Source organism: Stenotrophomonas pavanii, from assembly GCF_900101175.1.
Taxonomy (GTDB): Bacteria; Pseudomonadota; Gammaproteobacteria; order Xanthomonadales; family Xanthomonadaceae; genus Stenotrophomonas; species Stenotrophomonas pavanii.
Genome location: NZ_FNFQ01000001.1, coordinates 556,790 through 579,484, shown reverse-complemented (window position 1 = coordinate 579,484; position 22,695 = coordinate 556,790). Strand labels below are relative to the sequence as shown.

Here is a 22,695-nt window from a genome sequence, read left to right as displayed (position 1 = left end):
CCATTCTCCTTCCCTGTCCAAGGAACCGCCCATGTACTGGATCGCACTCGCCCTGACCCTGCTGGTCGCACTGCTGCACGTCTATTTCCTGGTGCTGGAGATGTTCCTGTGGACCCGCCCGCTGGGCCTGAAGACCTTCCGCAACACGCCGGAGAAGGCCGAGACCACGCGCGTGCTGGCGGCCAACCAGGGCCTGTACAACGGCTTCCTGGCGGCAGGCATCGGGGTGGGGCTGGCGATGGCACAGCCGGTGCTGGTGACGTTCTCGCTGGCCTGTGTGGTGGTGGCGGGGTGCTATGGCGCCTACAGCGTGAGCCGCCGCATTTTCATGATCCAGGCGGTGCCGGCGATCCTGGCGTTGGTGTTTCGCGCGCTGGCGTAGTTTCCAGCCAACGGCGCAGCCCCTCGTGGGTGGTCGCGTGGAGCGGGCCATGTGTTGGGTGTGGCGGGTGGGCCGTGCAGGGGACGCTGCAAGTACGTCCATGCAAGCTCGATGGCGCCATCCATGGCGCCAACGCCCCTGCACGGCCCACCCGCCACACCCCTGACAGTTTCAGGGCGCGGCCAGCCCACGGAGAAGAAAAAGAAGATCAACAGCAACAGCAACAGCAACAGCAACAGCAAAAAGCGGCCGGTGGGCCGCTTTTGCTTTTGCTTCTGCTCTCTTTTTTCTCTCGCGTGGGTGGGCGCCGCAGAGATCCGTCCGAGGCTGGGGGCGGTGGGTTCGCGGGGGCGTCCGCGGCATGGATGCCGCGGCCAAGCCCCCAGGGATGGGTTCACGGCGTCCCCCGCGAACCCACCGTCCCCAGCCCAGCCAGGGCTTTCCGCGATCAACCGTCTACCCACGAGGGGCTGCGCCGTTCGCGGGAACACTACTTCGCCGGCGACATCCACATGTCGATGACCGCGCTGAACACCTCCGTCCCTGCGCGGTCGCGCACGCTGACCGTTACCGGCAGCGCATACCCCTCGGCCGCAACGACAATCGGCTGCGCCGGCAACGCCACCGCCTGCAGCGTGCCCCGTGCCTTGGCCAGGTACTGCACCTGCATTCCCTTCGGAATCCAGCGCATCCCCTTCGGCAGCGATGCATCGACCATCAACCCGGCGGTCAGTTCGGCTAGGTTGCACATCGCGATCGCGTGCACCGTGCCGATGTGGTTGCGGACCCTGCGGCGGTCGGCCAGCGTGCCTTCGCAGCGCCCGTGTTCCAGGCGCGTGATGCGCGGCGCGATGCTGGCGAAGTAGGGCGCCTTGAAACACACCGCGCGCGAGAACAGCCAGTTGCCGGCAGGCCAGCGCTGCAGGCGGTTGTAGAGCGAGAGCAGGGGCGTGGACATGGTGGGTATTCCGGTGGGCGGATAAAGCGACGGCGGGCCGAGGCCCGCCGTCGAGGCAACGCGTATCGCGGCCGATCAGGCGGCCTGCGAATGCGGATCCTTGTGCTGGCGGTCGTAGTAGCTGGCCGCGCGCAGTTCGTGGGTGTCGAAGTCGTCCACGGTGATGGTGTCCAGGGTCAGCGTGCGCAGCTCTTCCAGCAGGCTGCGCTCGTCCTGGGTGATCACGCCCTCGGCCACGGCCTCGTCCAGCTGTGCCTTGAAATCCAGCGCCTCGATGCCCTTGCTCTTCAGCGCCTTGAGGAACTTGCGCTCCACCGGCTCGGCCATGATCGCCTTGCTCAGGTAGCTGTTGATGCGGCCACCCGGGTTGTTCTCGCAGGGAGTCAGGAACACGCCACTGGCCAGGCGGTCGCGGGCTTCGTTCGGCGCCATCAGCAGGGCGGCGACGCGGCGGCTCAGGCGGTCGCCCGGAGCCTCGGCACGACGGCCCAGCGGGAAGATCAGCGCCCACATCAGCCAGCCGATCGGACGGATCGGGAAGTTGCGCAGCGCGGCCGACAGCGACTCTTCGATCTTGTGCACGCTGTCATGGAAGGCCCAGGCCAGCAGCGGCTGGTCGGCCTGCGGTGCGCCTTCGTCGTGGTAGCGCTTGAGCATGGCGCTGGTCATGTAGACGTGGCTCAGCACATCGCCCAGGCGGCCGGACAGCGATTCCTTGAACTTCAGCTTGCCGCCCAGGGTCATCATCGAGATGTCGGCCATCAGCGCCAGGTTGGCCGAGTAGCGATCCAGCTTGCGGAAGTAGCGGCGGGTGTAGGCGTCGCCCGGGGCGGCACCGAAGCGCGCGCCGGTCAGGCCGAACCAGAACGAACGCACGGCATTGGAGATGCCGAAGCGGATGTGGCCGAACAGGCTGCGGTCGAACTCCTGCAGGCCGGCGCGGGTATCCGGATCCTGCGCGGCCTTCATTTCCTTCAGCACCCACGGGTGGCAGAGGATCGCACCCTGGCCGAAGATCAGCAGGCTGCGGGTCATGATGTTGGCGCCTTCCACGGTGATCGCGATTGGCGCGGCCTGCCAGCTGCGGCCAGCGAAGTTGCGCGGCCCCAGGATGATGCCCTTGCCGCCGATCACGTCCATCATGTCCGAGATCACTTCACGGCTCATGGTGGTGCAGTGGTACTTGGCGATCGCCGACGGCACCGACGGCACGTCGCCACGGTCGACCGCGGCAGCGGTAGCCTGCGACAGTGCGCTGATCTTGTACGCCTTGCCGCCGATGCGGGCCAGTGCTTCCTCGACGCCCTCGAAGCGGCCGACCGACAGGCCGAACTGCTTGCGGATGCGGGCATAGGCGCCGGTGACGGCAGCACCGGCCTTGGCACCACCACTGGCGGTGGACGGCAGCGTGATCGAGCGGCCCACGGCCAGGCACTCGTTGAGCATGTTCCAGCCCTTGCCGGCCATGGCCGCGCCACCGATCAGCTGGGTCAGCGGAATGAACACGTCCTTGCCGCGGATCGGGCCGTTCTGGAACGTCGAGTTCAGCGGGAAGTGGCGACGGCCGATCTCGACGCCGGCGGTGTCGCGCGGCAGCAGGCCCAGGGTGATGCCGATGTCGCGGGTGTCGCCGATCAGGCCATCCGGGTCATACATGCGGAAGGCCAGGCCGATCAGCGAAGCGACCGGAGCCAGGGTGATGTAGCGCTTGTCGAAGGTCAGCTTGACGCCGAGCACCTGCTCGCCGTTCCACTCGCCCCTGCAGACAATGCCGTAGTCCGGAATCGAGGTGGCATCGGAGCCGGCGAACGGACCGGTCAGGCCGAAGCAGGGCACTTCACGGCCATCGGCCAGGCGCGGCAGGTACTGGTCCTTCTGTTCCTGGGTGCCGTAATGCACCAGCAGTTCACCCGGGCCCAGCGAGTTGGGCACGCCGACGGTGGAGCTGACCACCGAGGACACCGAGGCCAGCTTCTGGATCACCTTGTGGTGGGCCAGCGCGGAGAAGCCCAGGCCACCGTATTCCTTCGGGATGATCATGCCGAAGAACTTGTTCTTCTTGATGAAGGCCCACAGCTCCGGCGGCAGGTCGGCATGGACATGGGTGATTTCCCAGTCGTTGACCATCGCGCACAGCTCTTCCACCGGGCCATCGAGGAAAGCCTGCTCTTCGGCGGTCAGCTGCGGCTTGGGGTAGTTCAGCAGGATGTTCCAGTCCGGATCACCGGTGAACAGTTCGCCCTCGAAACCGACCGAACCGGTTTCCAGCGCGATGCGCTCGGTCTGCGACAGCGGCGGCAGCACCTTGCGGAACACCTTCATCATCGGGCCGGTCAACAGCGGCTTGCGGATGAACGGCAGCAGCAGCGGCACGGCGATGACGGCCAGCACCGCTGCGGCAACGATCGTGGCGGTCTGGTTGACGTAGGGAATGAACCAGCAGGCGACCAGCAGGGCCACGCTGATCAGCGTCCAGGTAACCAGCCGCATGCGGTGGTAGGCGACGAACGCGCCTGCCAGCAGCAGGGCGAGGAAGGGAAGAACGATGCTCATGAGCGTGCTCCGGTGACGTGCTCGTTTGTGGCGGACGAAGCCGCAGCGTCCGCTGCGGGCAACACGTCCAGATAGTCCAACACAGTAGCGGTAAAGGCGTCGTTGTCATCGCCGGCGACCATGTGCGTGGCCTGCGGCAGCTGTACATGGCGAGCGTGCGGCGCCAACGCCAGGAATTCGGCCACGGTCTGTGGCGTGACCAGGTCGCTGCGGCCGCCACTGACCAGCAGCAGCGGGCACTTCACCTGGCGCGCTGCGTCGGCCAGCGCATCCTGATGCTGCTCGCTGTCGCGGGCCAGTTCGGCCACCAGGCGCGGATCCCAGTGCCAGCGCCAACGCCCGTGGCCGTCCTCGCGCAGCAGCGCACGCAGCGACTGCTCGGATTTGCGCGGACGGTGCGGCATGTAGGCCGAAATCACGTCGGCGGCCTGGGTCAGCGAGGCGAAGCCGTCGGGATGGGCGGTCATGAAGGCGAGGATGCGCTCGACACCGGCGGTATCCCAGCGCGGGGTGATGTCGACCAGCACCATCGCCGAGAACAGCCCCGGCCAGCGCGACTCGGCCAGCAGCCCGAACAGCCCGCCCATCGAGGCGGCAACCAGTACCGGCGGGCGCGGCTGTTCACCGGCCAGCACGATCAGGTCGTCGGCGAACTGTTCGCCGTGATAGGGCAGGTCGGCGCCATTCCAGTCGGAATCGCCATGGCCGCGCGCGTCGTAGGCCAGCGTCTGCAGGCCGGCCGCGTTCAGTGCGCGGGCGGTGGCATTCCAGGCGTGGCGGGTCTGGCCGAAGCCATGCGCGAACAGCACCCGGTCGCGCCGGCCATGGTCGCTTACGGTCGCCGCCAGGCGAGCGCCATGGGCGGCGTCCAAGCGCAGGTCATGAAACGCAGCGGGAGTTGGGGACGTAACCATACTTGCTAGTATGGATCGCTTCCGAGGGATGTCAATACTGCATGGTATGGTGCGCTGCGGAAGGTGCCTGGAGAGGGGCTCACGGGACCCTGTGACGGTTTCGACCGCAACCGCGTACTGCAACGAACCCCGGCGTATGGTTAAATCAGTCCATGAATCAACCTGACGCTTCCGCCGGCGAACCGCGCGCCGGCCGCAACAGCCGCCTGAGTGCCGAAGACTGGGCCCAGGCGGCCCTCGATCTGATTGCTGAACAAGGTGTCGGCGCCGTCGCGGTGGAGCCCCTGGCTCGGCGACTGGGTGTCACCAAGGGCAGTTTCTACTGGCATTTCCCCTCGCGCGACGCATTGTTGCAGGCGGCACTGGAACGCTGGGAACTGTTTGAGCAGGAACAGGTATTCGGCAGCTTGGAAGACGTGCCGGATCCGCGCGTGCGCCTGCGCCAGCTGTTCCAGATGGTGGCGCATGAAGTGCAGCCGCACATCATCTACAGCGAATTGCTGAAGGCGCTGGACCATCCGATGGTGCGGCCGGTGATCGACCGGGTCTCGCAGCGTCGCCTCGACTATCTGGTCGCCTCGTTCCGACAGGCCGGCCTCAGCTCGACCGATGCACGCCATCGCGCGCGCCTGGCCTATGCCGCCTACGTCGGCTTCCTGCAGTTGTCGCTGCAGCTGCAGCAGCCCAAGCAGGCGCGCGAGGACTTCGAAGCGTACGTCGAGCATCTGATCGAGACGCTGATTCCGAACGGATGAGCGCCCCGGGATCAGGGTGAACAAAGGCCGCGGCGATGCCGCGGTTTTTTTTTCAGGCGGCGCAGCCCCTTTCCAGGCGGCATAACGAACAACGGCCCCTTGCGGGGCCGTTGCGGCATCAGCTGATCGGAGTACCGATCAGAACTTCTGCTTGTACTGCATGTAGATCAGGCGACCGATGTCGTAGCCGCCGTAGTAGGAGTACTGCGAGTTCGGCGCCGAGTACATCTGCGGGCCGTAGTGGTCGAACACATTGCGTGCACCGACCGCGATGGTCGCATTCCACGGCGCGTTCCAGGAGACCTGGACGTCGTGGAAGGTGGTGGCGCCGCGCTTGTTCTGCGCCTGGTTGCGGGCCGGATCCGGCGAGCCGTAGTCAGGCAGCGAGCACTCGGTGGCGTAGTAGCAACGCTCCTTCACGCTGGAGAAGTAGCGGGTGCCCCAGGTGATGCCGAAGTCGCCGAATTCCCAGCCAACGGTCAGGTTCGAACGCAGGCGGAAGTTGCTGCCGAAGCCATTGTAGATCTGCACCGGGGAGTCATCATTGGCCGTCTTCAGGACGTTCTTGGTGACGTAGGTGTTCTGCAGGTTGAAGTTGAAGCTGCCCCAGGTGTCGGTCGCATAGCGGTAGCTTGCATCGAAGTCGAAGCCTTCGGTTTCGATGAAGCCGGCGTTGCGGCTGCCGTAGGTCAGGTTGTTGACGTAGCCGAGCGTGGCGTCACGGGTGAAGGTGCTGCAGCGCTCAGCAATGCCCAGAACGTAGCAGTCGTTCAGCTGATCCGTCGGGGTATCGGAAACGATCGTGTTCTCGATCTTGATGTTGAACCAGTCCAGGCTCAGGTTCAGGCCCGGGGCGAAGGTCGGGCTCCAGACCAGGCCAACGGTCTTGGACTTGGACGTTTCCGGAGTCAGGTTCGGATTGGAGCCGGAGGTGAACGGCACCGGGCTCTGCTCATCCGGGCCTTCCGCCGGGACGTAACCCTGCTTCAGCTGGCGGAAGTTCGGGGCCAGTGCACCCAGGGCGGCAGCGCATCGCTGGGCCGTGGCGGCATCGGTTGCGGCCAGACCGAACGAGGTATCGCACGGATCGGTGAAGTACTCGAAGGACTGCGAGCTGCCGCCGTACAGGTCGGCGATGGTCGGCGCGCGGAAGCCCTCGGAGTAGGTCGCGCGGACCAGCAGCTGATCGATCGGGCGCCACTTCAGGCCGAACTTGCTGTTGGTCGTGTTGCCGAAGGTGCTGAAGTCGGAGAAGCGGGTGGCTGCGCTCAGGCTCAGTTCCTTGGCACCGGGCAGGTCGGCCAGGATCGGTACGTTCAGCTCCAGGTACACTTCATTGACGTCGTACTTGCCGCCGGTCGGGCCAGCCGCCAGGTCGGTGGAGTAACCCGACTGCGACAGTGCGTCCGGATTGAAGTTGCCCTTCTCTTCGCGGTACTCGTAACCCAGGGCGAAGCCCAGGTCGCCTGCCGGCAGGGTCAGGATGCTGCCCGCGATGTTGGCGTAGTAGGACGTCATCGTGGTTTCGCCGACGTTGTGCGTCGTCGGGAACAGGAACTGCTGCAGGTCCGGATTGCCGGTCAAGCCGCCATCACCGGTGCGGCCGAACGGAATGGCCGGGTTCCACGGGATGCAGCCGCCGGCGCCGGGGCCGTAGGCCGGGTTGGTGCCCGCAGCCAGGCCCGCAGCGGTTCCGCACTCCACGCGGCCGGTTGCCGGGTTGTAGAACGAGGCCCCGGTGGCGGCGTTGGCCGCCAGGACGTTGTAGTTGCCGGTCTGGCTCTGGTTGTTTTCGGAGTTCTGGTAGAGGTAGCCGGCTTCCCAGTCGAAGTACTTGTCCTTGAACTGGAACGAGCCCTGCAGCGCGCCGCTGAAGCGGAACGTCGTCAGCTTGTTGTTGGAAACGCGCGGCACTTCCCAGCCACGGCGGACATACGCCATGTCCTGGCCGAACGGGTTGTAGTAGCTGTCGGCCGACCAGATGGAACCGAGGTTGGCGTAGGCTTCGGACTGCAGCGGGTAACCGGCCACCTGCGCTTCCGATTCGCGGCGGGTGTACAGCAGGTCACCGCTGAAACGGACATTGTCGGTGAGGTCGTACTGCAGGTTGGCGAATACGCTGCGACGCTTGGTCGGGGTCAGCAGCTGCATCTGCTGGTTGGAGTTGCTCACGTCACCGGTGATCGGGGTCAGGTCGGTTTCGTGGAAGTCCGCCGCGTTGTACGGATTGCCGCCGCGATTGAGGGTGAGCGACGGTGCGTCCGGATCGGTCGGGTCGTACACCGAGCCCCACTGGCTGACCGAGGTCCAGCCAGCGGTCGGATGGCGATTGGTGCGCGACGATTCGGAGAACCAGCGGTCCTTGGCCCACACCGCCTTTTCGTTGGAGTACTCGGCACCGATGGTGATCGAGCCGCGATCGCCGGTGAAGCCGGCCACGAAATCGGCGCTCTGCTTCTGGCCGTCGCCTTCACTGTACTGCCCGGTGTAGGCGTTGACTTCCAGGCCTTCGAAGTTCTTGCGGGTGATGATGTTGATCACGCCGGCCATGGCGTCGGAACCGTACACCGAGGAAGCGCCGTCCTTCAGCACGTCGATGCGCTCGACGATGGCCGACGGGATCTGCGACACGTCCTGATAGCCGCTGACGCTGGCGCCGAGGCGCTTGCCATCGACCAGGATCAGGGTGCGCTGTGCACCCAGGTTGCGCAGGTCGATGTAGTAGCCGCCGACCATCTCACCGGAGGACAGCGGTTCGGAACGGCTGATGGCCGGGCTGCCGGCGGCAGAAATGTTCTGCAGCACGTCAGCGACCGTCTTGAAGCCGCTCTTTTCGATGGTGGCGCGGCTCAGGCTCAACACCGGCTGTGCAGTTTCGGTATCGACCTGGCGGATGCGCGAACCGGTGACCTCGATACGGTCGAGGTTGGTGGCTTCCTGGGCGTGGGCCGTTGCGGTGGTGGCACCGGCAACAAGCGCGATCACAACTGCGTCACGCAGCTGGCTGGACTTGAGTTTCATTGGCTCTCTCTCTCCAAGAAATCTTGGCTGGGGTTAATGCCCGGCGGGGGAGCGAAAAAGCGCTCCCAAATCGCGAGGCTGACCCGATAGTAACGGGCGTTCGCCAAGAATTAAAGCTGTGTTAATCCAGACTGTGATTCTGGTAAAAATCAACTTTTCCCAACCCAGTCAAAGAGTTGCCGGCAGGGTCAATTCGTCATGCCTCGTTTGTTAACAAGGAATGATGAAAAAAGTTTCCGTTGTTATGTATCCGAGTATTTCGGCGCGTTGTGTTTCATTTCCCAGCGACCATTGCGAACGCGTCTTTATGCGTCCGGCACGCACATGCAAAGGGCGCCTTTCGGCGCCCTCGGGTCTGTCGCTGCACAGCGTGACTGCGGGGATCAGAGATCCTGTTCGTAACGGACATACGGCACGGTGCCGTCGTCGTTGCTTTCATTGCGCGGGGAGAACGGGTTCTTGCCGCGGCTGATCACGTTCTCGGCGCCGACGGTGAGCTGGCCCGACCACGGGGTCCGCCAGGTCAGGCCGATGCCCAGGCCTTCCCACTTGCCGGGCTTGCCCGGGACGTCGACCACGCGGCCGATGATGCTGCCGGTGAAGTTGCCGTAACCGGCACCGAGGCTCAGGCTCTTGCTGTCCCAGCGATCGACGAGGGCCGGCGAGGCGTCGGCCAGCGGGACCAGGCGGGCCTTGGCATAGGTGCCGGCGATGGACACGAAGCCTTCGCGCCCGATGTTCTTCTGCGCGAACACGGTCAGATCGTTCTGCTCGGCACGCAGGGAGGGCGTCTTGTTCGGGCCCGACAACCAGGCCGGCAGGGTTTCACGGCCGGTGCCGGCGGTGATGCCCAGGCGGCTGTTGCCACGGTTCAGTGCCGCAGTGCCGGTGAAGCGGCGGCTGTTGAGGTCATCGTCGTCGCCCAGGCTGGCCAGCATGCAGTGGCTGGCCAGTCCGCTGATGCTGGTGCCGCTGCTGCTGTTGCAGAGCAGGCCCAGCGAATCGCCGGACGACAGGCCAAAGGCCGCGTCCAGGGAATTGCGGCCGAAATGCCAGCGGGCGCCGGCCGCCTGTTCGCCGGTCGGCTCCAGGTACAGCAGCGCCTCCACCTTGCCGCTGCCCTTGTTCCATACCGGCAGCACGGTGCGGGTGTCCTTGCTCTGCGCATGCGCGCCCGTGATCGCGCCAAGGGCGATCAGCAGGGCCAGCGGTAGACGCAGGAAGGTACGCATCGGACCAGTTCAGACAGGGACAGACAACGGAAGTTCCCGTGGGGACGGGAACTTGATCCTAGGGTGTTTATGAATTCTTAACAAGCCTTGATCCTCCCCAGGTACAAGACTGCCGTTCATTGAAGCCGTTCAGGCGCCGGTACAGCCCCCTGGGCGCCGTGGAACAGTATGCCGAACTCCGTCAATGGAAAGTGATACTCACGCCCGCAGAATTCGCAACGCACCTCGACCGCGCCGGTGTCCTCGGCGGCCGCACGGGCTTCTTCCTCGCCCAGTGACTGCAGCATGCCGGCCACCCGCTCGCGCGAGCAGGAGCAGGCGAAGGACAGGGGCTTGCTGCCCAGCAGTTCCGGCCGCTCTTCGTGGAACAGGCGGTGCAGCAGCGCTTCGGCCGGGGTGGCCAGCAGTTCGGCCTTGCCCAGGGTTTCGAACAGGGCGCTGGCACGCGCCCAGCCGTCCTCGTCGCCTTCGTCGCCCGGCAGCTTCTGCAGCAGCAGGCCGGCGGCGCCGTTGCGGTCGGCGGCCAGCAGCAGGCGGGTCGGCAGCTGTTCGGACTGGCGGAAATAGTCTTCGAAGGCCTCGTCCAGTTCCGGCGCGGCCAGCGCAACCAGGCTCTGGTAACGCTGCGGCTCACGCGGGTCCAGGCCGGGGTTCTCGATGGTGATGGCGAGGATGGCGTCATCGCCGAGGCTGGACAGGTCACGCGGCGCGTCGGCGCCCTCGCTGAGCTGGGCGATACCGCGCAGCGTGCCAGCGGCGGTGCATTCGGCGAACAGGGTGCGCAGCGCGGTGCTGCTGCGCAGCTGCACCGACAGGCGGCCGTCGATCTTGGTGTGGCCGGTGAACAGTGCCGAAGCGACGCACGCCTCGCCGAGCAGTTCGGCAGCGGCGTCCGGGTACGCCGCGTGGGACAGGATTTCCTGCCAGGTGGCCTGCAGGTGCACATGCACGCCGCGGACGCCGGCGGCGGGGAGCAGGAAGCGGATCAGGGAATCGGGGTTGGCGGTCATCGGCTCACATCGCGCGTAAACGGGGGCGGTTGCCGGATAATGCGCCGACAACCAGACAGAAGAAGGATGCACCAGTAATGGGGGCAGCGGGAGAGCAGCACAAGGTAGAGGCGGCGGCCACCGCGCCGCGCCGGCGGCGCTGGCGCTGGAAGCGGCTGCTGTGGCTGCCGGTGCTCCTGGCTGCTTTCAGCTGCCTGCAGGTGCTGGTGCTGCGCTTCATCGACCCGCCGGTGTCCACGGTGATGCTGTGGCGCTACGGCGAAGCGCTGGGCGAGGCGGACTGGTCCTATCGGCTGCATTACCAGTGGCGCGACCTCGACCAGATGGCGCCGAGCCTGCCGATCTCGCTGGTGGCCGCCGAGGACCAGCGCTTCCCCGACCACAACGGCTTCGACCTGCAGGCCATCGAAAAGGCCCGCGACCACAACGCCAGGGGCGGGCGCCTGCGCGGCGCCAGCACGATCAGCCAGCAGGTGGCCAAGAACCTGTTCCTGTGGCAGGGCCGCAGCTGGATACGCAAGGGCCTGGAAGTCTGGTACACGGTGCTGATCGAGGCGCTGTGGCCGAAGGAGCGGATCCTGGAGATGTACGCCAACATCGCCGAGTTCGGTGATGGCGTGTACGGGGCACAGGCGGCGGCGCAGAAATTCTGGGGCAAGGACGCGGCCCGGCTGAGCCCGGCCGAGAGTGCGCGTCTGGCTGCGGTACTGCCGGCACCGCGGCGCTACAACGCGGCCGCGCCCGGGCCTTACGTGCAGCGGCGTGCCGCCTGGATCCAGCGCCAGGCGCGCCAGCTGGGGGGCGCGTCCTACCTGTCGGAGGACTGAGGTGCATACGGCGTGATCGTCATGCGACCGGCCGCGTGCGTGCCGGCAACGTACAATCCGGGCATGACCCGCGAACGGCTCACCTTCGTCATCGCCGCCTACAACGAGGCCCTGGCACTGTCGCTGCTGCATCCGCGGCTGTGCGCGGTGCTCGACGGCATGCCCGACATCGAGGGTCACATCCTCTATGTGGACGACGGCAGCCACGACGGCACCTGGGAGGTGATTGCCGGGCTTGCGCAGGCCGATGCGCGCGTATCGGCGCTGAAGCTGTCGCGCAACTTCGGCAAGGAAGCGGCGCTGACGGCGGGCCTGGACCTGGTGCACGAAGGCGCGGCGATGATCCTGGATGCCGACGGCCAGGACCCGCCGGAGCTGGTGCCGCAGTTCGTCGCCCGCTGGCGCGAGGGCCATGACAACGTCTACGGCACGCGCATGGCCCGCGATGGCGAGGCCTGGATCAAGCGCGCCACGGCAGCCATGTTCTATCGGGTGATGGGCCGCCTGTCGCGTACACCGATTCCGGCCGACACCGGGGACTTCCGCCTGCTGTCGCCGCGCGCGCTGAGCGCCCTGCGTGGAATGCGTGAGCGCCACCGCTTCATGAAAGGGCTTTTCAGCTGGGTCGGATTCAAGCGGATCGCCGTGCCCTATCACCGCCACGCGCGCGTGGCCGGCACCAGCAAATTCAGCCTGTGGCGGCTGTGGAATTTCGCGCTGGAGGGCATCACTGGATTCTCCACCGTGCCGCTGCGGGCGGCCACCTACCTGGGGCTGGCAACGGCAGCGGTCGCCTTCCTGTTCGGCCTGTGGGTGATCGTCAAAGCGGCGCTGTATGGCGACCGGGTGGCGGGCTGGCCGACGATGATGGCGGTGATCCTGTTCCTGGGTGGGGTGCAGCTGATCGCGCTGGGCCTGATCGGCGAGTACCTGGGGCGGCTGTACGAAGAGTCCAAGCAGCGGCCGCTGTACCTGGTTGACGCCTGGCTAGCATCCGCCGTGGCAGACTCGGCCCTGCAACCCACCCTCGGAGGGCAGGCAGATGACCACGGTACGGCAACTGTTGGACGGCAAGTCTCCTGAAGTACATGCGGTCGCGCCGGAAGCGGCGGTGATCGATGCGATCCGATTGATGGCGGAAAAAGGCATCGGTGCGGTGCTGGTGATGGACGGGCCGAAACTGGTCGGGATCCTGTCCGAGCGTGATTACGCGCGCAAGATCGTGCTGCGTGATCGTTCGTCGCGGGATACCGCGGTGGCGGAGATCATGACGGCACAGGTGGTGACGGTGTCGCCGGGCGAGCAGGTGGAGCACTGCCTGCAGCTGGTGACCGACTACCGCATCCGCCACCTGCCGGTGGTGGAGGGCGCGCAGGTGCTGGGGGTGATCTCCATCGGCGACCTGGTGAAGTCGGTGATCGATGCGCAGCGGCGGGAGCTGGACCAGCTGCAGCAGTACATCGTGGCGGGGTGAGTTTTCGCTGGCGGGCCTGCGGCCCGCCGGCCCGCATTTTGCAGCCAAAGGCCAAAGCCTCAAGCAGCGCCAATCTGATACGTCGGGAGGCGGAGGGCATGGCCGTGCAGGACACGCCGTAAACCCATCCATGGGGGCTCGATGGCGCCATCCATGGCGCCAACGGTCCTGCACGGCCATGCCCTCCGCCTCTGGATACATCACCGCGAGCGCGGTGCGTACATGCGCGGTGCCTCGCCTTTGGTAGCGGCCAACCTTGGTCGGCAACCGCTTTTGACTTTGCTTTCTTCTTTTGACTTTGAATTTCCGCTCTCGTTCCGCGCGCGCAGGAAACCGTCAGGAGGGGGACGGGTGACGGAGGCAGGACCGTGAGGCGCATGGATGCGCCGACCGAGCCTACAGGGACGTATTTGCGGCGTGTCCTGCCTGTCGCCTTGCTCCGGCTCTACGCGCGGGAAAGGAGGCGCCGCGAACAACGCTGTAATCCTACTTCGCATACTGCCCACCACAGTCGGCGTCCTTGCCCGGCCCCAGTTCGATCGTTGCCAGCAACGCCGCTGGCGGGGCAATGCTGCCCAGCGCCAGGGCCACCGCGCCGCGGATGCCCAGCGCCTTGAAGTCCGGGCGGAACGACGGGTCCTTGAACGTACCGGCGATGTGCAGCGGCGAGCGCAGCACCAGGATGCTCTTGTCCTTCGGGCGCGGTTTCAACAGCAGGTCCAGGGTCTCGTCGCGCAGGCTCACCGTGCCTTCGCCGATGAGGATCGTGTCGGTGGTGTCCACCGCCAGTGCCTGGCTGGTCATCAGGCCGTCGCGCACGCCGAAGTCGGCGAAGGCACACCGCAGGGGAATCTGCTTGTCGCCGGTCACCAGGAACTTCAGCGACTCGGTGATGTCCAGGCCGGCCAGCTCCATCACGAGGTTGCCGACATGGCCGCGGCCCATCGCCAGGCCGACCTTGCCGCTGCTGCTGCCGAGCATTGCCGCGATCGAATTGCCACGGCCGCTCAGGTCCACTTCGCCGCCGATGCCGCCCTTGGCCTGCTCGGCCAGCTTGGCGTCGGGGAACAACTGGCCCAGCTGCACGCCGCGCACGCTGGCCTTCAGTGCGGTGCTGATCTGCGGTTGCCGCGCGTCCATGCGGACCGTGCTGCGGATATCGCCGCCGGCGACGCCGAAGTTCAGCGGGTCCAGCCGCAGCAGGCCGTCATCCAGCAGCAGGTGCGCATCCATGTCATCCAGCGGCAGCGACGGAGCGTTGATGCGATGGGCTTTCCAGCGCACGTCGGCATCCATCGCCCGCAGCTTGCCGAGGTTGTAGGGCGTATCGGGCAGCACGCGCGCACGGGCAGCTACCCGCGCCGCCTCGGCCTTCTGCTCCGCATTGGCGGTTTCGCCACCGCCGGTCTTTGGCGGGGCGCCAACGAAGCCGGCCAGGTCATCGAAGTCCAGGCGCCTGGATTCCAGCGTGGCGGTCAATCGCGGGCGAGCGCCGCCCACGTCGAACTGCAGATTGCCACCCAGGTCGCTGTCGCCGACCTTGCCGGAGAACCGCTCGTAGCGCCAGGTGTCGTGGTCACGCTTGAGGCGGCCGTTCAACGCATACGGCGGGGAGGGCGGGATGGCGATGCCGAGCAGCGGGTAGAGGTCGGCAAGATCCTGCCCGCTCAGCGCGAACTGTAGGTCGAACACGCGCAGCTGGAATGGGTTGGTGAGCGTGCCGGTGGCGACGGCGTGGGTAGCGCCGGCGCGGCCGTCAAGGTGGATGCGGAACGGGTGGTCGCTGTCGGTCAGCTCCAGCGGGGATTCGGTGCCACCGCGCAGGGTGAACGGGTTGCCCTGCCAGCGTCCCTTGCCCTGCACCAGCAGCGGCGGCGCGCCGTCGGTCTGCTTCGGCTGGCCGCTGCGTATCTCCATGCGGATATCCGTGCGGCCGAGCGCGTCGAGGAACTGCAGACGACCGTCGTCGATGCGCAGTCGCTTGAGCTGGGGACGTGTCCCGCCAGCGCTGTCACCGAGGAAATCCCAGTTGCCGGGCTCACCCTTGCGCGGGGCAGTCTGCAGCAGCAGGTCCGGCCGGGTCAGGCGTACTTCGGGCAGTTCCACGCGGCCGCGCAGCAGTGGCCAGAGCCGCACGTCGATCTCGACGCGGTCGGCCGTGGCCATGTTCGGCTGCTTTGCCCAGCGGGCATTGGCGAAGGTGATCGCATCGGCGCGAAGGGTGCTGGTGCGGCCGAGGTCGACGTCGAGATTTCCGATCTGCAGCGCACGGCCGGTGCGGGCCTGCACCGCGCGTTCAACCGGGCCCTTGAACCAGTTCCAGTCCCATAGCGCGATCAACACCAGCACCGCCGCGAGCAGGAAGACCAGCACGGTCAGCCAGCGGCGGCCCCGGGGACCGGGGCGGCGGAGGCGCCAGCGGGGCGAGCGCCGTGCAGCAGGGGAGGCGGCAGCATTCACGCTGCCATGGTTGCCCCCTCATCGTGGACGGGGCGCGAAGCGTCCATGTGCGTGGCGTGCACAAGCGGCGCGGACGCCGGTCTACAGCACCTGCATGGTCACTGCGACGAAGTGGCAGACGCTGCCACCGATCACGAACAGGTGCCAGATCGCATGCGAATAGGGAATCGATTCGCGATGGTAGAAATAGGTGCCCAGTGTGTACGACAGGCCGCCGGCCAGCAGCCAGCCCAGCGTCCAGCCGTCGATCGAAGCCAGCATCGGCTTGACCGCCACGATCACCAGCCAGCCCATGGCGACGTAGATGGCCGTGGACAGGCGCTTGAAGCGGCCGGTGTAGAACAGCTTGAACACCACACCGGCCAGGGCCAGGGTCCAGATTGCGGCGAACAGGCCCCAGCCCCACGGGCCGCGGAGACCGATCAGGGTGAACGGGGTGTAGGTGCCTGCAATCAGCACGTAGATCGCGCAGTGGTCGAACACCTTGAGTCGCCCCTTGGCGACCGGGTGCTGGATGGCGTGGTACAGGGTCGAGGCGGTGTACAGCAGCAGCAGCGCAATGCCGAACACGATGGCACCGGCCAGCTGCCAGCCATCGCCGTAGATCGCGGCCAGGGTGATCAGGACCGCGCCGGCACCCAGCGCGAACACGGCACCCAGGCCGTGGGTCAAGGCACTTGCGATTTCTTCGCGGATCGAAGCAACGGAAGTCGTGGACATGGCGTAGGCATCGTTCGCGGGGAGGTGGGGACCCGCGCCCCCCTATCATCGCCGCGATGGGCGGGATGTGCACGCCCGTCACCGTATGGTCGATGAATTACCGGCCTGCGCCGGTAGGGGGAGCGCCCTTTCCTTGCGGAAAGGGACCTGACCCCGTTGTTCAGCCCGCCGAAACGGTATGGGCGGCTTCGCGCGTGGCCGAGAAGCGGACATCCGGCGAGCGCTCCTGCGCCAGCTGCAGGTTGACCCGGGTCGGCGCCAGGTAGACCAGGTGCCCGGCGGCATCCAGGGCCAGGTTCAGCGCGTTCTTCTCGCGGAACTCTTCCAGCTTCTTCTCGTTGCTGCAGTGGACCCAGCGCGCGGTGGTCACGCTGACCGGCTCGAAGGTGGCTTCCACGCCGTACTCGTCCTTCAGGCGGTACGCGGCCACGTCGAACTGCAGCACACCGACCGCACCCAGGATCAGGTCGTTGCTGGTGAGCGGGCGGAAGAACTGGGTCGCGCCTTCCTCGGACAGCTGGGCCAGGCCCTTCTGCAGCTGCTTGAGCTTGAGCGGGTCGCGCAGGCGGGCGCGGCGGAACAGTTCCGGCGCGAAGTTGGGGATGCCGGTGAAGGTCACCGCTTCGCCTTCGGTGAAGGTATCGCCGATGGAGATGGTGCCGTGGTTGTGGATGCCGATCACATCGCCCGGCCAGGCCTCGGCCGCGATCTCGCGGTCGCTGGCCATGAAGGTCAGCGCGTTGGCCAGCTTCATTTCCTTGCCGGTGCGCACGTGGAAGGTCTTCATGCCGGCGCTGAAACGGCCGGAGCAGACGCGCATGAAGGCCACGCGGTCACGGTGCTGCGGGTCCATGTTGGCCTGGATCTTGAACACGAAGCCGGTCAGCTTGTTCTCTTCCGGGGCGATCTCGCGGCCGGTGGTCGAACGCGCCTGCGGCGACGGTGCGTGCTCGACGAAGAAGTCCAGCAGCGGCTGCACGCCGAAGTTGTTCACGCCGGAGCCGAAGAACACCGGGGTCTGCTTGCCGGCGCGGTAGGCGTCCAGGTCGAACGGGTGGCTGGCGCCCTGCACCAGTTCCAGCTCGTCGCGCAGGTCGGCCAGCATCTGTGCACCGATCTTCTCGGCCAGGCCGGGGGCATCGATGGACGGGAAGATGGTCGAGTCCTGGCGGGTGAAGTTGCGGCCGGGCTCGTACAGGTGTACTTCACCGGTCAGCAGATGGACCACGCCCTTCAGGCGCTGGCCCATGCCGATCGGCCAGGTCACCGGCGCGCACTGGATGCCGAGCACGGTTTCAACCTCATCCAGCAGCTCGATCGGGTCCTTGCCCTCGCGGTCGAGCTTGTTGATGAAGGTCATGATCGGGGTGTCGCGCAGGCGGCACACTTCCATCAGCTTGATGGTGCGCTCTTCCACGCCCTTGGCCACGTCGATCACCATCAGCGCCGAGTCCACCGCGGTCAGCACGCGGTAGGTGTCCTCGCCGAAGTCGGCGTGGCCGGGGGTGTCGAGCAGGTTGACGATCTTGTCCTCGTACGGGAACTGCATCACCGAGGAGGTCACGGAGATGCCGCGCTCCTTTTCCAGTGCCATCCAGTCGGAGGTGGCATGGCGGGCGGCCTTGCGGCCCTTCACCGAACCGGCCATCTGGATCGCGCCTCCGAACAGCAGCAGCTTTTCGGTCAGCGTGGTCTTGCCGGCGTCAGGGTGGGAAATGATGGCGAAGGTGCGGCGACGCGACGCTTCGTTGGCGACTTCGGACATGGCAGTGGCGCCCGCCCGGGGCGCTTTTCAAAGAGATAAGCGCCCGATTATACCGGCCGGGGCCGGTCAGCGCCCGGTCCCGCCGTCGGCTTCGCCGTGGCGGGCGAACTGCAGCTGGCCCTGTTCGGCGAAGATGCGCACCGGCACCGAGCGCAGGCCCATGCCGCGGTTGACCTGCACCACGAAGTGCAGGTGCGGCGCGCTGCTGTAGCCGCTGTTGCCGGACAGGCCGATCGGCTGCCCGGCCCCCACGGCCTGGCCGCGACGCACGCGCATGCCGCCGGCCTGCAGATGGCCGTACAGGGCCATGCTGCCGTCACTGTGCAGCACGCGGATGAAGTTGGCGCGGGCGCCATCGCGCTCGCGGTCCTGGCCGTTGCCACGGAAGCCATCCTGGATCTGCATCACCGTGCCCTCGCGCGCGGCCAGCACCAGGGTGCCCTCCGGCAGTGCGAAGTCGATTGCATCGTGGTTCTCCTCGTCGCCATGGCTGAACCGTCCCTGCGGCGCCTGGTCCACGCGCAGGCGGGCTGCATCGAAGGGCAGGCGATAGGCAACATCCTCGGCCTGCGCGGCCGGGTTGCCCGGCACCGACTGCAGGCGCAGGTCCAGCGTGCGCCCATCGATCGGGGCGGGCAGGTGGCCGACCACCAGGCTGCTGTCGCCCTGGATCAGTGACTGCACCGGCAGGCCGTCGACCGGGTGACCGGGGGCCGCGCGCAGTTCGATCTGCAGCGGCCCGGCCAGGGCGTTGTCGATGCGTGCATGCCATTGCCCGCCGACCGGCTGCAGGCGCAGCTGGGCCATGGGGGCGGCGCCCGCGGACCCGCCTGCGGGCGTCGCCTGGCCAGGCGGGGGAACCAGTCCCCAGCCCTGGCGCCAGTTGTCGGCGTGCACGCTCGCGCTCGCCAGCAGGGACAACAGCAGGCAGGACAGGGGCAGGCGCGACATCGGCGTTTCCAGCGGAATGGACCGCCGGGACTGTACCCGATCCTGAACGGGGCGACCGGAACGGACTGCGCAGTGTGGACCTGAAAATATTCATCGCTTTATCCGCATGAAGGGATTGACAGTGCCGGAAAGGGCTGGCATCGTGGCTCCACCATCGAGACCGGCAGAGGGACAGGCCCTTTGAAGCCGGGGCAGCCCGCAGGCGCGCAAGCGTCTGCGTAGGTGCCAAATCCTGCGGGGACCGTGGCGTCCACCGAAAGATGGTTCGAACCATGCACCCCACGTGCATCTCGAACGCGGGCCCCGCGAAGGCTCGATGGCCGATTCCCCAACCGGATCCCGCCATGAGCTTCGCCGCCAGTACCGCCATTCGCTCCGAGTCCTTTGTCCCCGTCAGCGTGCCGGTCGAAGACCGCGTGCATGCCGAGCGCGGCGAGTTCGCCGCGGTGCTGTCGATGCGCCACGCCGGCCCCAGCCCGGTGCGCCTGCGCTATGAGTGGGTCGGCCCGGCCGATGCACCGGTGGTGGTGCTGGCCGGTGGCATCTCCGCGCACCGCCACGTGGCGTCCAATGCACAGTTCGGCGAGAAGGGCTGGGCCGAAGACCTGGTGGGCAGCGGGCGCGCGCTGGATCCGCAGCAACTGCGCGTGCTGGCCTTCGACTTCATCGGTGCCGACGGTGCGCTGGATGTGCCGATCGATACCGCCGACCAGGCCGATGCGCTGGCGCTGCTGCTGGACCACCTCGGCATCCGTGCGCTGAAGGCGTTCGTGGGCTATTCGTATGGTGCGCTGGTCGGCCAGCAGTTCGCGATCCGGCACCGGGCCCGCGTGCGCCAGCTGGTGCTGGCCAGCGGCGCGCATCGCCCGCATCCCTATGCCGCCGCCTGGCGCGCGCTGCAGCGCCGTGCGGTCGCGCTTGGCCAGCTGCAGTGCGGCGAAGACCACGGCCTGGCCCTGGCGCGGCAGTTCGCCATGCTCAGCTACCGCACGCCGGAAGAATTCGGCGAGCGCTTCGATGCCGCGCCGGAAGTGATCAACGGCCGCGTACGCGTGGCCGCCGAAGACTACCTCGACGCGGCCGGTGCGCAGTACGTCGCGCGCACGCCGGTGACCGCCTACCTGCGCCTGTCCGAATCGATCGACCTGCATCGTGTCGACCCCACCGCGATCCTGCCGCCGACCGTGGTGGTGGCCGTGGAGGGTGACCGCCTGGTGCCGCTGGCCGACCTGGTCGGCCTGGTCGAAGGGCTGGGCCCGCGCGGCAGCCTGCGCGTGCTGCGCTCGCCTTACGGCCATGACGCCTTCCTCAAAGAAACCGATCGCATCGACGCGATCCTCGCCACCGCCTTCCGCACTTCTGGAGAGTCCGCATGAGCCTGCACGCAAACGAGCCGTCCTGTAGTCGCACCACTGCCGCCGTCCGTGCCGGCATCGATCGGGACACCGCGCATGGCGCGGTCACGCCGCCGATCGTGCTGTCGTCGAACTTCAGCTTCGAAGGCTTCGGCAACAAGCGCCAGTACGACTACACGCGCAGTGGCAACCCGACCCGCGACCTGCTGGGTGAGGCGCTTGCGGAACTGGAGGGCGGCGCCGGCGGCGTCATCACCGCCACCGGCATGGGAGCAATCAACCTGGTGCTGAACGCGCTGCTGCAGCCGGGCGATACGCTGGTGGTGCCGCACGATGCATACGGTGGCAGCTGGCGCCTGTTCAATGCGCTGGCCCGGAAGGGACACTTCGAACTGGTCACTGCCGACCTGACCGACCCGCGTGCGCTCGCCCAGGCACTGGCGACCCAGCCGAAGCTGGTGCTGGTGGAAACCCCGTCCAACCCGCTGCTGCGCATCACCGACCTGCGCTTCGTCATCGACGCCGCGCACAAGGCCGGTGCCCTCGTCGTGGTCGACAACACCTTCCTGTCGCCGGCCCTGCAGCAGCCGCTGTCGTTCGGTGCGGACCTGGTGCTGCATTCGACCACCAAGTACATCAATGGTCACAGTGACGTGGTCGGCGGCGCCGTGGTCGCGCGCGATCCGGCGCTGCACGAACAGCTGGTGTGGTGGGGCAATGCGCTGGGCCTGACCGGTTCGCCGTTCGATGCCTTCCTGACCCTGCGCGGTCTGCGCACGCTGGACGCGCGCCTGCGCGTGCACCAGGAGAACACCGCATCGATCGTTGCCCTGCTGGACCAGCATCCGGCCGTCGGCAGGGTGTACTACCCGGGCCTGGCCGATCATCCGGGCCACGCCATCGCGGCGCGCCAGCAAAGCGGTTTCGGCGCGATGCTGTCGTTCGAACTGGCGCACTGCGCCGGTGACGATCCGCATGCGGCGGTGCGCGCGTTCGTCGATGGCCTGCGCTGCTTCACCCTGGCCGAATCGCTGGGCGGCGTCGAAAGCCTGATCGCCCATCCGGCGACCATGACCCATGCGGCGATGAGCGCCGAAGCGCGTGCGGCGGCCGGCATCAGTGAAGGACTGCTGCGCCTGTCGATCGGCATCGAGGCTGAGCGTGACCTGCTGGCCGATCTCGGCGCCGCGCTGCAGCGCGCCGAAGCGGTGATCGACGCGGCCGCACGCCGCAAACAGGTGGTGGACGCATGAGCGCGCTCGCCGCTGAAATTCCCGCGCTGGGCACAGGGCGGCTGGCGCTGCTCGGCACCGGCACGGTCGGGTCGGCCTTCGTGCAGCGTTACCAGGCGTTGCAGGCACGCGGGCTGGAACTGCCCAGCGTGCAGTGGCTGGCCAACTCGCGCACCGCACTGGCGATCGACCGCGATCTGGCGTTGCCGCTGGAACTGGCGCGCCGCGCACCGCGCGATGGCCTCAGTTCGCCGCCTTGGGCCAGCGCCGAAGGCCTGGAACGGGGTGATGTGGTGGTTGATGCCACCGCCAGCGAAGAGGTGGCCGCGCGCCACGTGCAGTGGCTGGCGCGGGGCGTGCATGTGGTCACCGCCAACAAGCTCGGCCGCGGCGCGCAGCTGGCGCGCGCCACGGCCATCGCCGAGAGCTGCGCCGACAGTGGTGCGCGTTATGGCGACAGCGCTACCGTCGGTGCCGGCCTGCCATTGTTGAGCAGCCTGCGCGCGCTGGTCGCCGGTGGCGACCACATCCATGCCATCGAGGGCGTGCTGTCCGGTTCGCTGGCGTGGCTGTTCCACCGCTACGACGGGCAGTCGCCGTTCTCGGCGGCGGTGCGCGAGGCGCTGGCGGCCGGCTACACCGAACCCGATCCGCGCCTGGACCTGTCCGGCGAGGACGTGCGCCGCAAGCTGCTGATCCTGGCGCGCAGCAGCGGGCTGGCCCTGGATGCCGCGCAGGTGCAGGTGGATTCACTGGTCCCGGACGCGCTGGCAGCGCTGCCGCTGGAGGATGCAGTGGCTGCACTGGAGCAGCTGGATGCACCGCTGCAGGCGCGTTGGCAACAGGCACGGGACAACGGCCGCGTGCTGCGTTTCGTGGGCCGTGTTGACGGCCAGGGTGCACAGGTCGGCCTGCGCGAACTGCCGTCCGATCACCCCTTGGCGCAGGGCGCAGGCACCGACAACCGCGTGGCGATCCACAGTGATCGCTATCAGCGCCAGCCGCTGTTGATCCAGGGACCGGGTGCCGGTGCGGAAGTCACCGCTGCCGCGCTGCTGGATGACGTGCTGCGGATCGTGGGTTGAT

The 22,695-nt window shown here is 67.2% G+C and carries 18 protein-coding genes and 1 riboswitch; of the genes, 8 read left to right on the top strand and 10 right to left on the bottom strand.

The genetic code is table 11. From position 1 onward, the window contains the following. The first annotated feature begins 31 nt into the window (after positions 1-31). Complete coding sequence (locus BLS66_RS02700; RefSeq protein WP_049469749.1) at positions 32-382, top strand: DUF1304 domain-containing protein; 351 nt, start codon at positions 32-34, stop codon at positions 380-382. Between the two features lie 490 nt (positions 383-872). Here BLS66_RS02700 and BLS66_RS02695 read toward each other — a convergent pair whose 3' ends face one another. From BLS66_RS02695 to BLS66_RS02685, 3 genes are all read right to left on the bottom strand, one after another. After that, positions 873-1,340 (bottom strand): hotdog fold domain-containing protein, encoded by a 468-nt coding sequence (locus BLS66_RS02695; protein WP_064239027.1) that lies wholly within the window; start codon positions 1,338-1,340, stop codon positions 873-875. 75 nt (positions 1,341-1,415) lie between these two features. Further along, positions 1,416-3,893 carry an acyl-CoA dehydrogenase gene (locus BLS66_RS02690; protein ID WP_053506718.1) on the bottom strand — a complete coding sequence of 826 codons (2,478 nt, stop codon included), beginning with the start codon at positions 3,891-3,893 and terminating at the stop codon, positions 1,416-1,418. Continuing rightward, on the bottom strand, positions 3,890-4,807 hold the full coding sequence (locus tag BLS66_RS02685; RefSeq protein ID WP_074725015.1) for an alpha/beta fold hydrolase: 918 nt from the start codon (positions 4,805-4,807) through the stop codon (positions 3,890-3,892). The genes BLS66_RS02690 and BLS66_RS02685 overlap by 4 nt, the downstream gene beginning before the upstream one ends. 152 nt (positions 4,808-4,959) lie before the next feature. On the opposite strand from BLS66_RS02685, the gene BLS66_RS02680 reads away from it, so the two are divergent. Then, complete coding sequence (locus tag BLS66_RS02680) at positions 4,960-5,562, top strand: TetR/AcrR family transcriptional regulator (RefSeq protein WP_005418411.1); 603 nt, start codon at positions 4,960-4,962, stop codon at positions 5,560-5,562. Positions 5,563-5,700: 138 nt separating this feature from the next. Here BLS66_RS02680 and BLS66_RS02675 read toward each other — a convergent pair whose 3' ends face one another. The 3 genes from BLS66_RS02675 to hslO all read right to left on the bottom strand — a co-directional run bounded on the left by BLS66_RS02675 (position 5,701) and on the right by hslO (position 10,825). Continuing rightward, positions 5,701-8,583: a TonB-dependent receptor gene (locus BLS66_RS02675; protein ID WP_074725014.1), complete on the bottom strand. Its 2,883-nt coding sequence runs from the start codon at positions 8,581-8,583 to the stop codon at positions 5,701-5,703. Positions 8,584-8,966: 383 nt separating this feature from the next. Continuing rightward, positions 8,967-9,815, bottom strand: a complete 849-nt coding sequence (locus tag BLS66_RS02670) for an XOO1806 family protein (protein WP_057493486.1) — start codon at positions 9,813-9,815, stop codon at positions 8,967-8,969. A 116-nt stretch (positions 9,816-9,931) separates the two neighbouring features. Continuing rightward, positions 9,932-10,825 carry an Hsp33 family molecular chaperone HslO gene (hslO, locus tag BLS66_RS02665; protein ID WP_049469301.1) on the bottom strand — a complete coding sequence of 298 codons (894 nt, stop codon included), beginning with the start codon at positions 10,823-10,825 and terminating at the stop codon, positions 9,932-9,934. A 77-nt stretch (positions 10,826-10,902) separates the two neighbouring features. On the opposite strand from hslO, the gene mtgA reads away from it, so the two are divergent. The 3 genes from mtgA to BLS66_RS02650 all read left to right on the top strand — a co-directional run bounded on the left by mtgA (position 10,903) and on the right by BLS66_RS02650 (position 13,126). Continuing rightward, the gene (gene mtgA, locus BLS66_RS02660; RefSeq protein WP_049469305.1) at positions 10,903-11,652 is read left to right on the top strand and encodes a monofunctional biosynthetic peptidoglycan transglycosylase; all 750 of its coding nucleotides are present in this window, start codon (positions 10,903-10,905) and stop codon (positions 11,650-11,652) included. A 63-nt stretch (positions 11,653-11,715) separates the two neighbouring features. Then, positions 11,716-12,735: a glycosyltransferase family 2 protein gene (locus tag BLS66_RS02655; RefSeq protein WP_074725085.1), complete on the top strand. Its 1,020-nt coding sequence runs from the start codon at positions 11,716-11,718 to the stop codon at positions 12,733-12,735. Next, positions 12,695-13,126 (top strand): CBS domain-containing protein, encoded by a 432-nt coding sequence (locus BLS66_RS02650; RefSeq protein WP_049469311.1) that lies wholly within the window; start codon positions 12,695-12,697, stop codon positions 13,124-13,126. Before BLS66_RS02655 ends, BLS66_RS02650 begins: the two co-directional genes overlap by 41 nt. A 486-nt stretch (positions 13,127-13,612) precedes the next feature. Here BLS66_RS02650 and BLS66_RS02645 read toward each other — a convergent pair whose 3' ends face one another. The 4 genes from BLS66_RS02645 to BLS66_RS02630 form a co-directional block, all read right to left on the bottom strand. Further along, positions 13,613-15,586: an AsmA family protein gene (locus tag BLS66_RS02645; protein ID WP_074725013.1), complete on the bottom strand. Its 1,974-nt coding sequence runs from the start codon at positions 15,584-15,586 to the stop codon at positions 13,613-13,615. Between the two features lie 81 nt (positions 15,587-15,667). Then, positions 15,668-16,306: a PAQR family membrane homeostasis protein TrhA gene (gene trhA / locus BLS66_RS02640; RefSeq protein ID WP_049465643.1), complete on the bottom strand. Its 639-nt coding sequence runs from the start codon at positions 16,304-16,306 to the stop codon at positions 15,668-15,670. Positions 16,307-16,466: 160 nt separating this feature from the next. Continuing rightward, on the bottom strand, positions 16,467-18,071 hold the full coding sequence (locus tag BLS66_RS02635; RefSeq protein ID WP_074725012.1) for a peptide chain release factor 3: 1,605 nt from the start codon (positions 18,069-18,071) through the stop codon (positions 16,467-16,469). A gap of 66 nt (positions 18,072-18,137) precedes the next feature. Beyond that, positions 18,138-19,022: a M23 family metallopeptidase gene (locus tag BLS66_RS02630; RefSeq protein WP_074725011.1), complete on the bottom strand. Its 885-nt coding sequence runs from the start codon at positions 19,020-19,022 to the stop codon at positions 18,138-18,140. Between the two features lie 148 nt (positions 19,023-19,170). Beyond that, positions 19,171-19,289: riboswitch (SAM riboswitch) on the top strand. A gap of 77 nt (positions 19,290-19,366) precedes the next feature. Between BLS66_RS02630 and metX the strand changes: the two genes are divergently transcribed. Genes metX through BLS66_RS02615 form a run of 3 tightly spaced genes read left to right on the top strand, consistent with a single transcriptional unit; the run spans position 19,367 to position 22,694 of the window. Beyond that, a complete protein-coding gene (metX, locus tag BLS66_RS02625) occupies positions 19,367-20,398 on the top strand; it encodes a homoserine O-succinyltransferase MetX (protein WP_049465649.1) in 1,032 nt (343 codons plus the stop codon). Further along, the gene (locus BLS66_RS02620) at positions 20,395-21,630 is read left to right on the top strand and encodes an O-succinylhomoserine (thiol)-lyase (RefSeq protein WP_057493483.1); all 1,236 of its coding nucleotides are present in this window, start codon (positions 20,395-20,397) and stop codon (positions 21,628-21,630) included. Before metX ends, BLS66_RS02620 begins: the two co-directional genes overlap by 4 nt. Next, positions 21,627-22,694 (top strand): homoserine dehydrogenase family protein, encoded by a 1,068-nt coding sequence (locus BLS66_RS02615; protein WP_057493482.1) that lies wholly within the window; start codon positions 21,627-21,629, stop codon positions 22,692-22,694. Before BLS66_RS02620 ends, BLS66_RS02615 begins: the two co-directional genes overlap by 4 nt. Position 22,695: the final 1 nt, after the last annotated feature.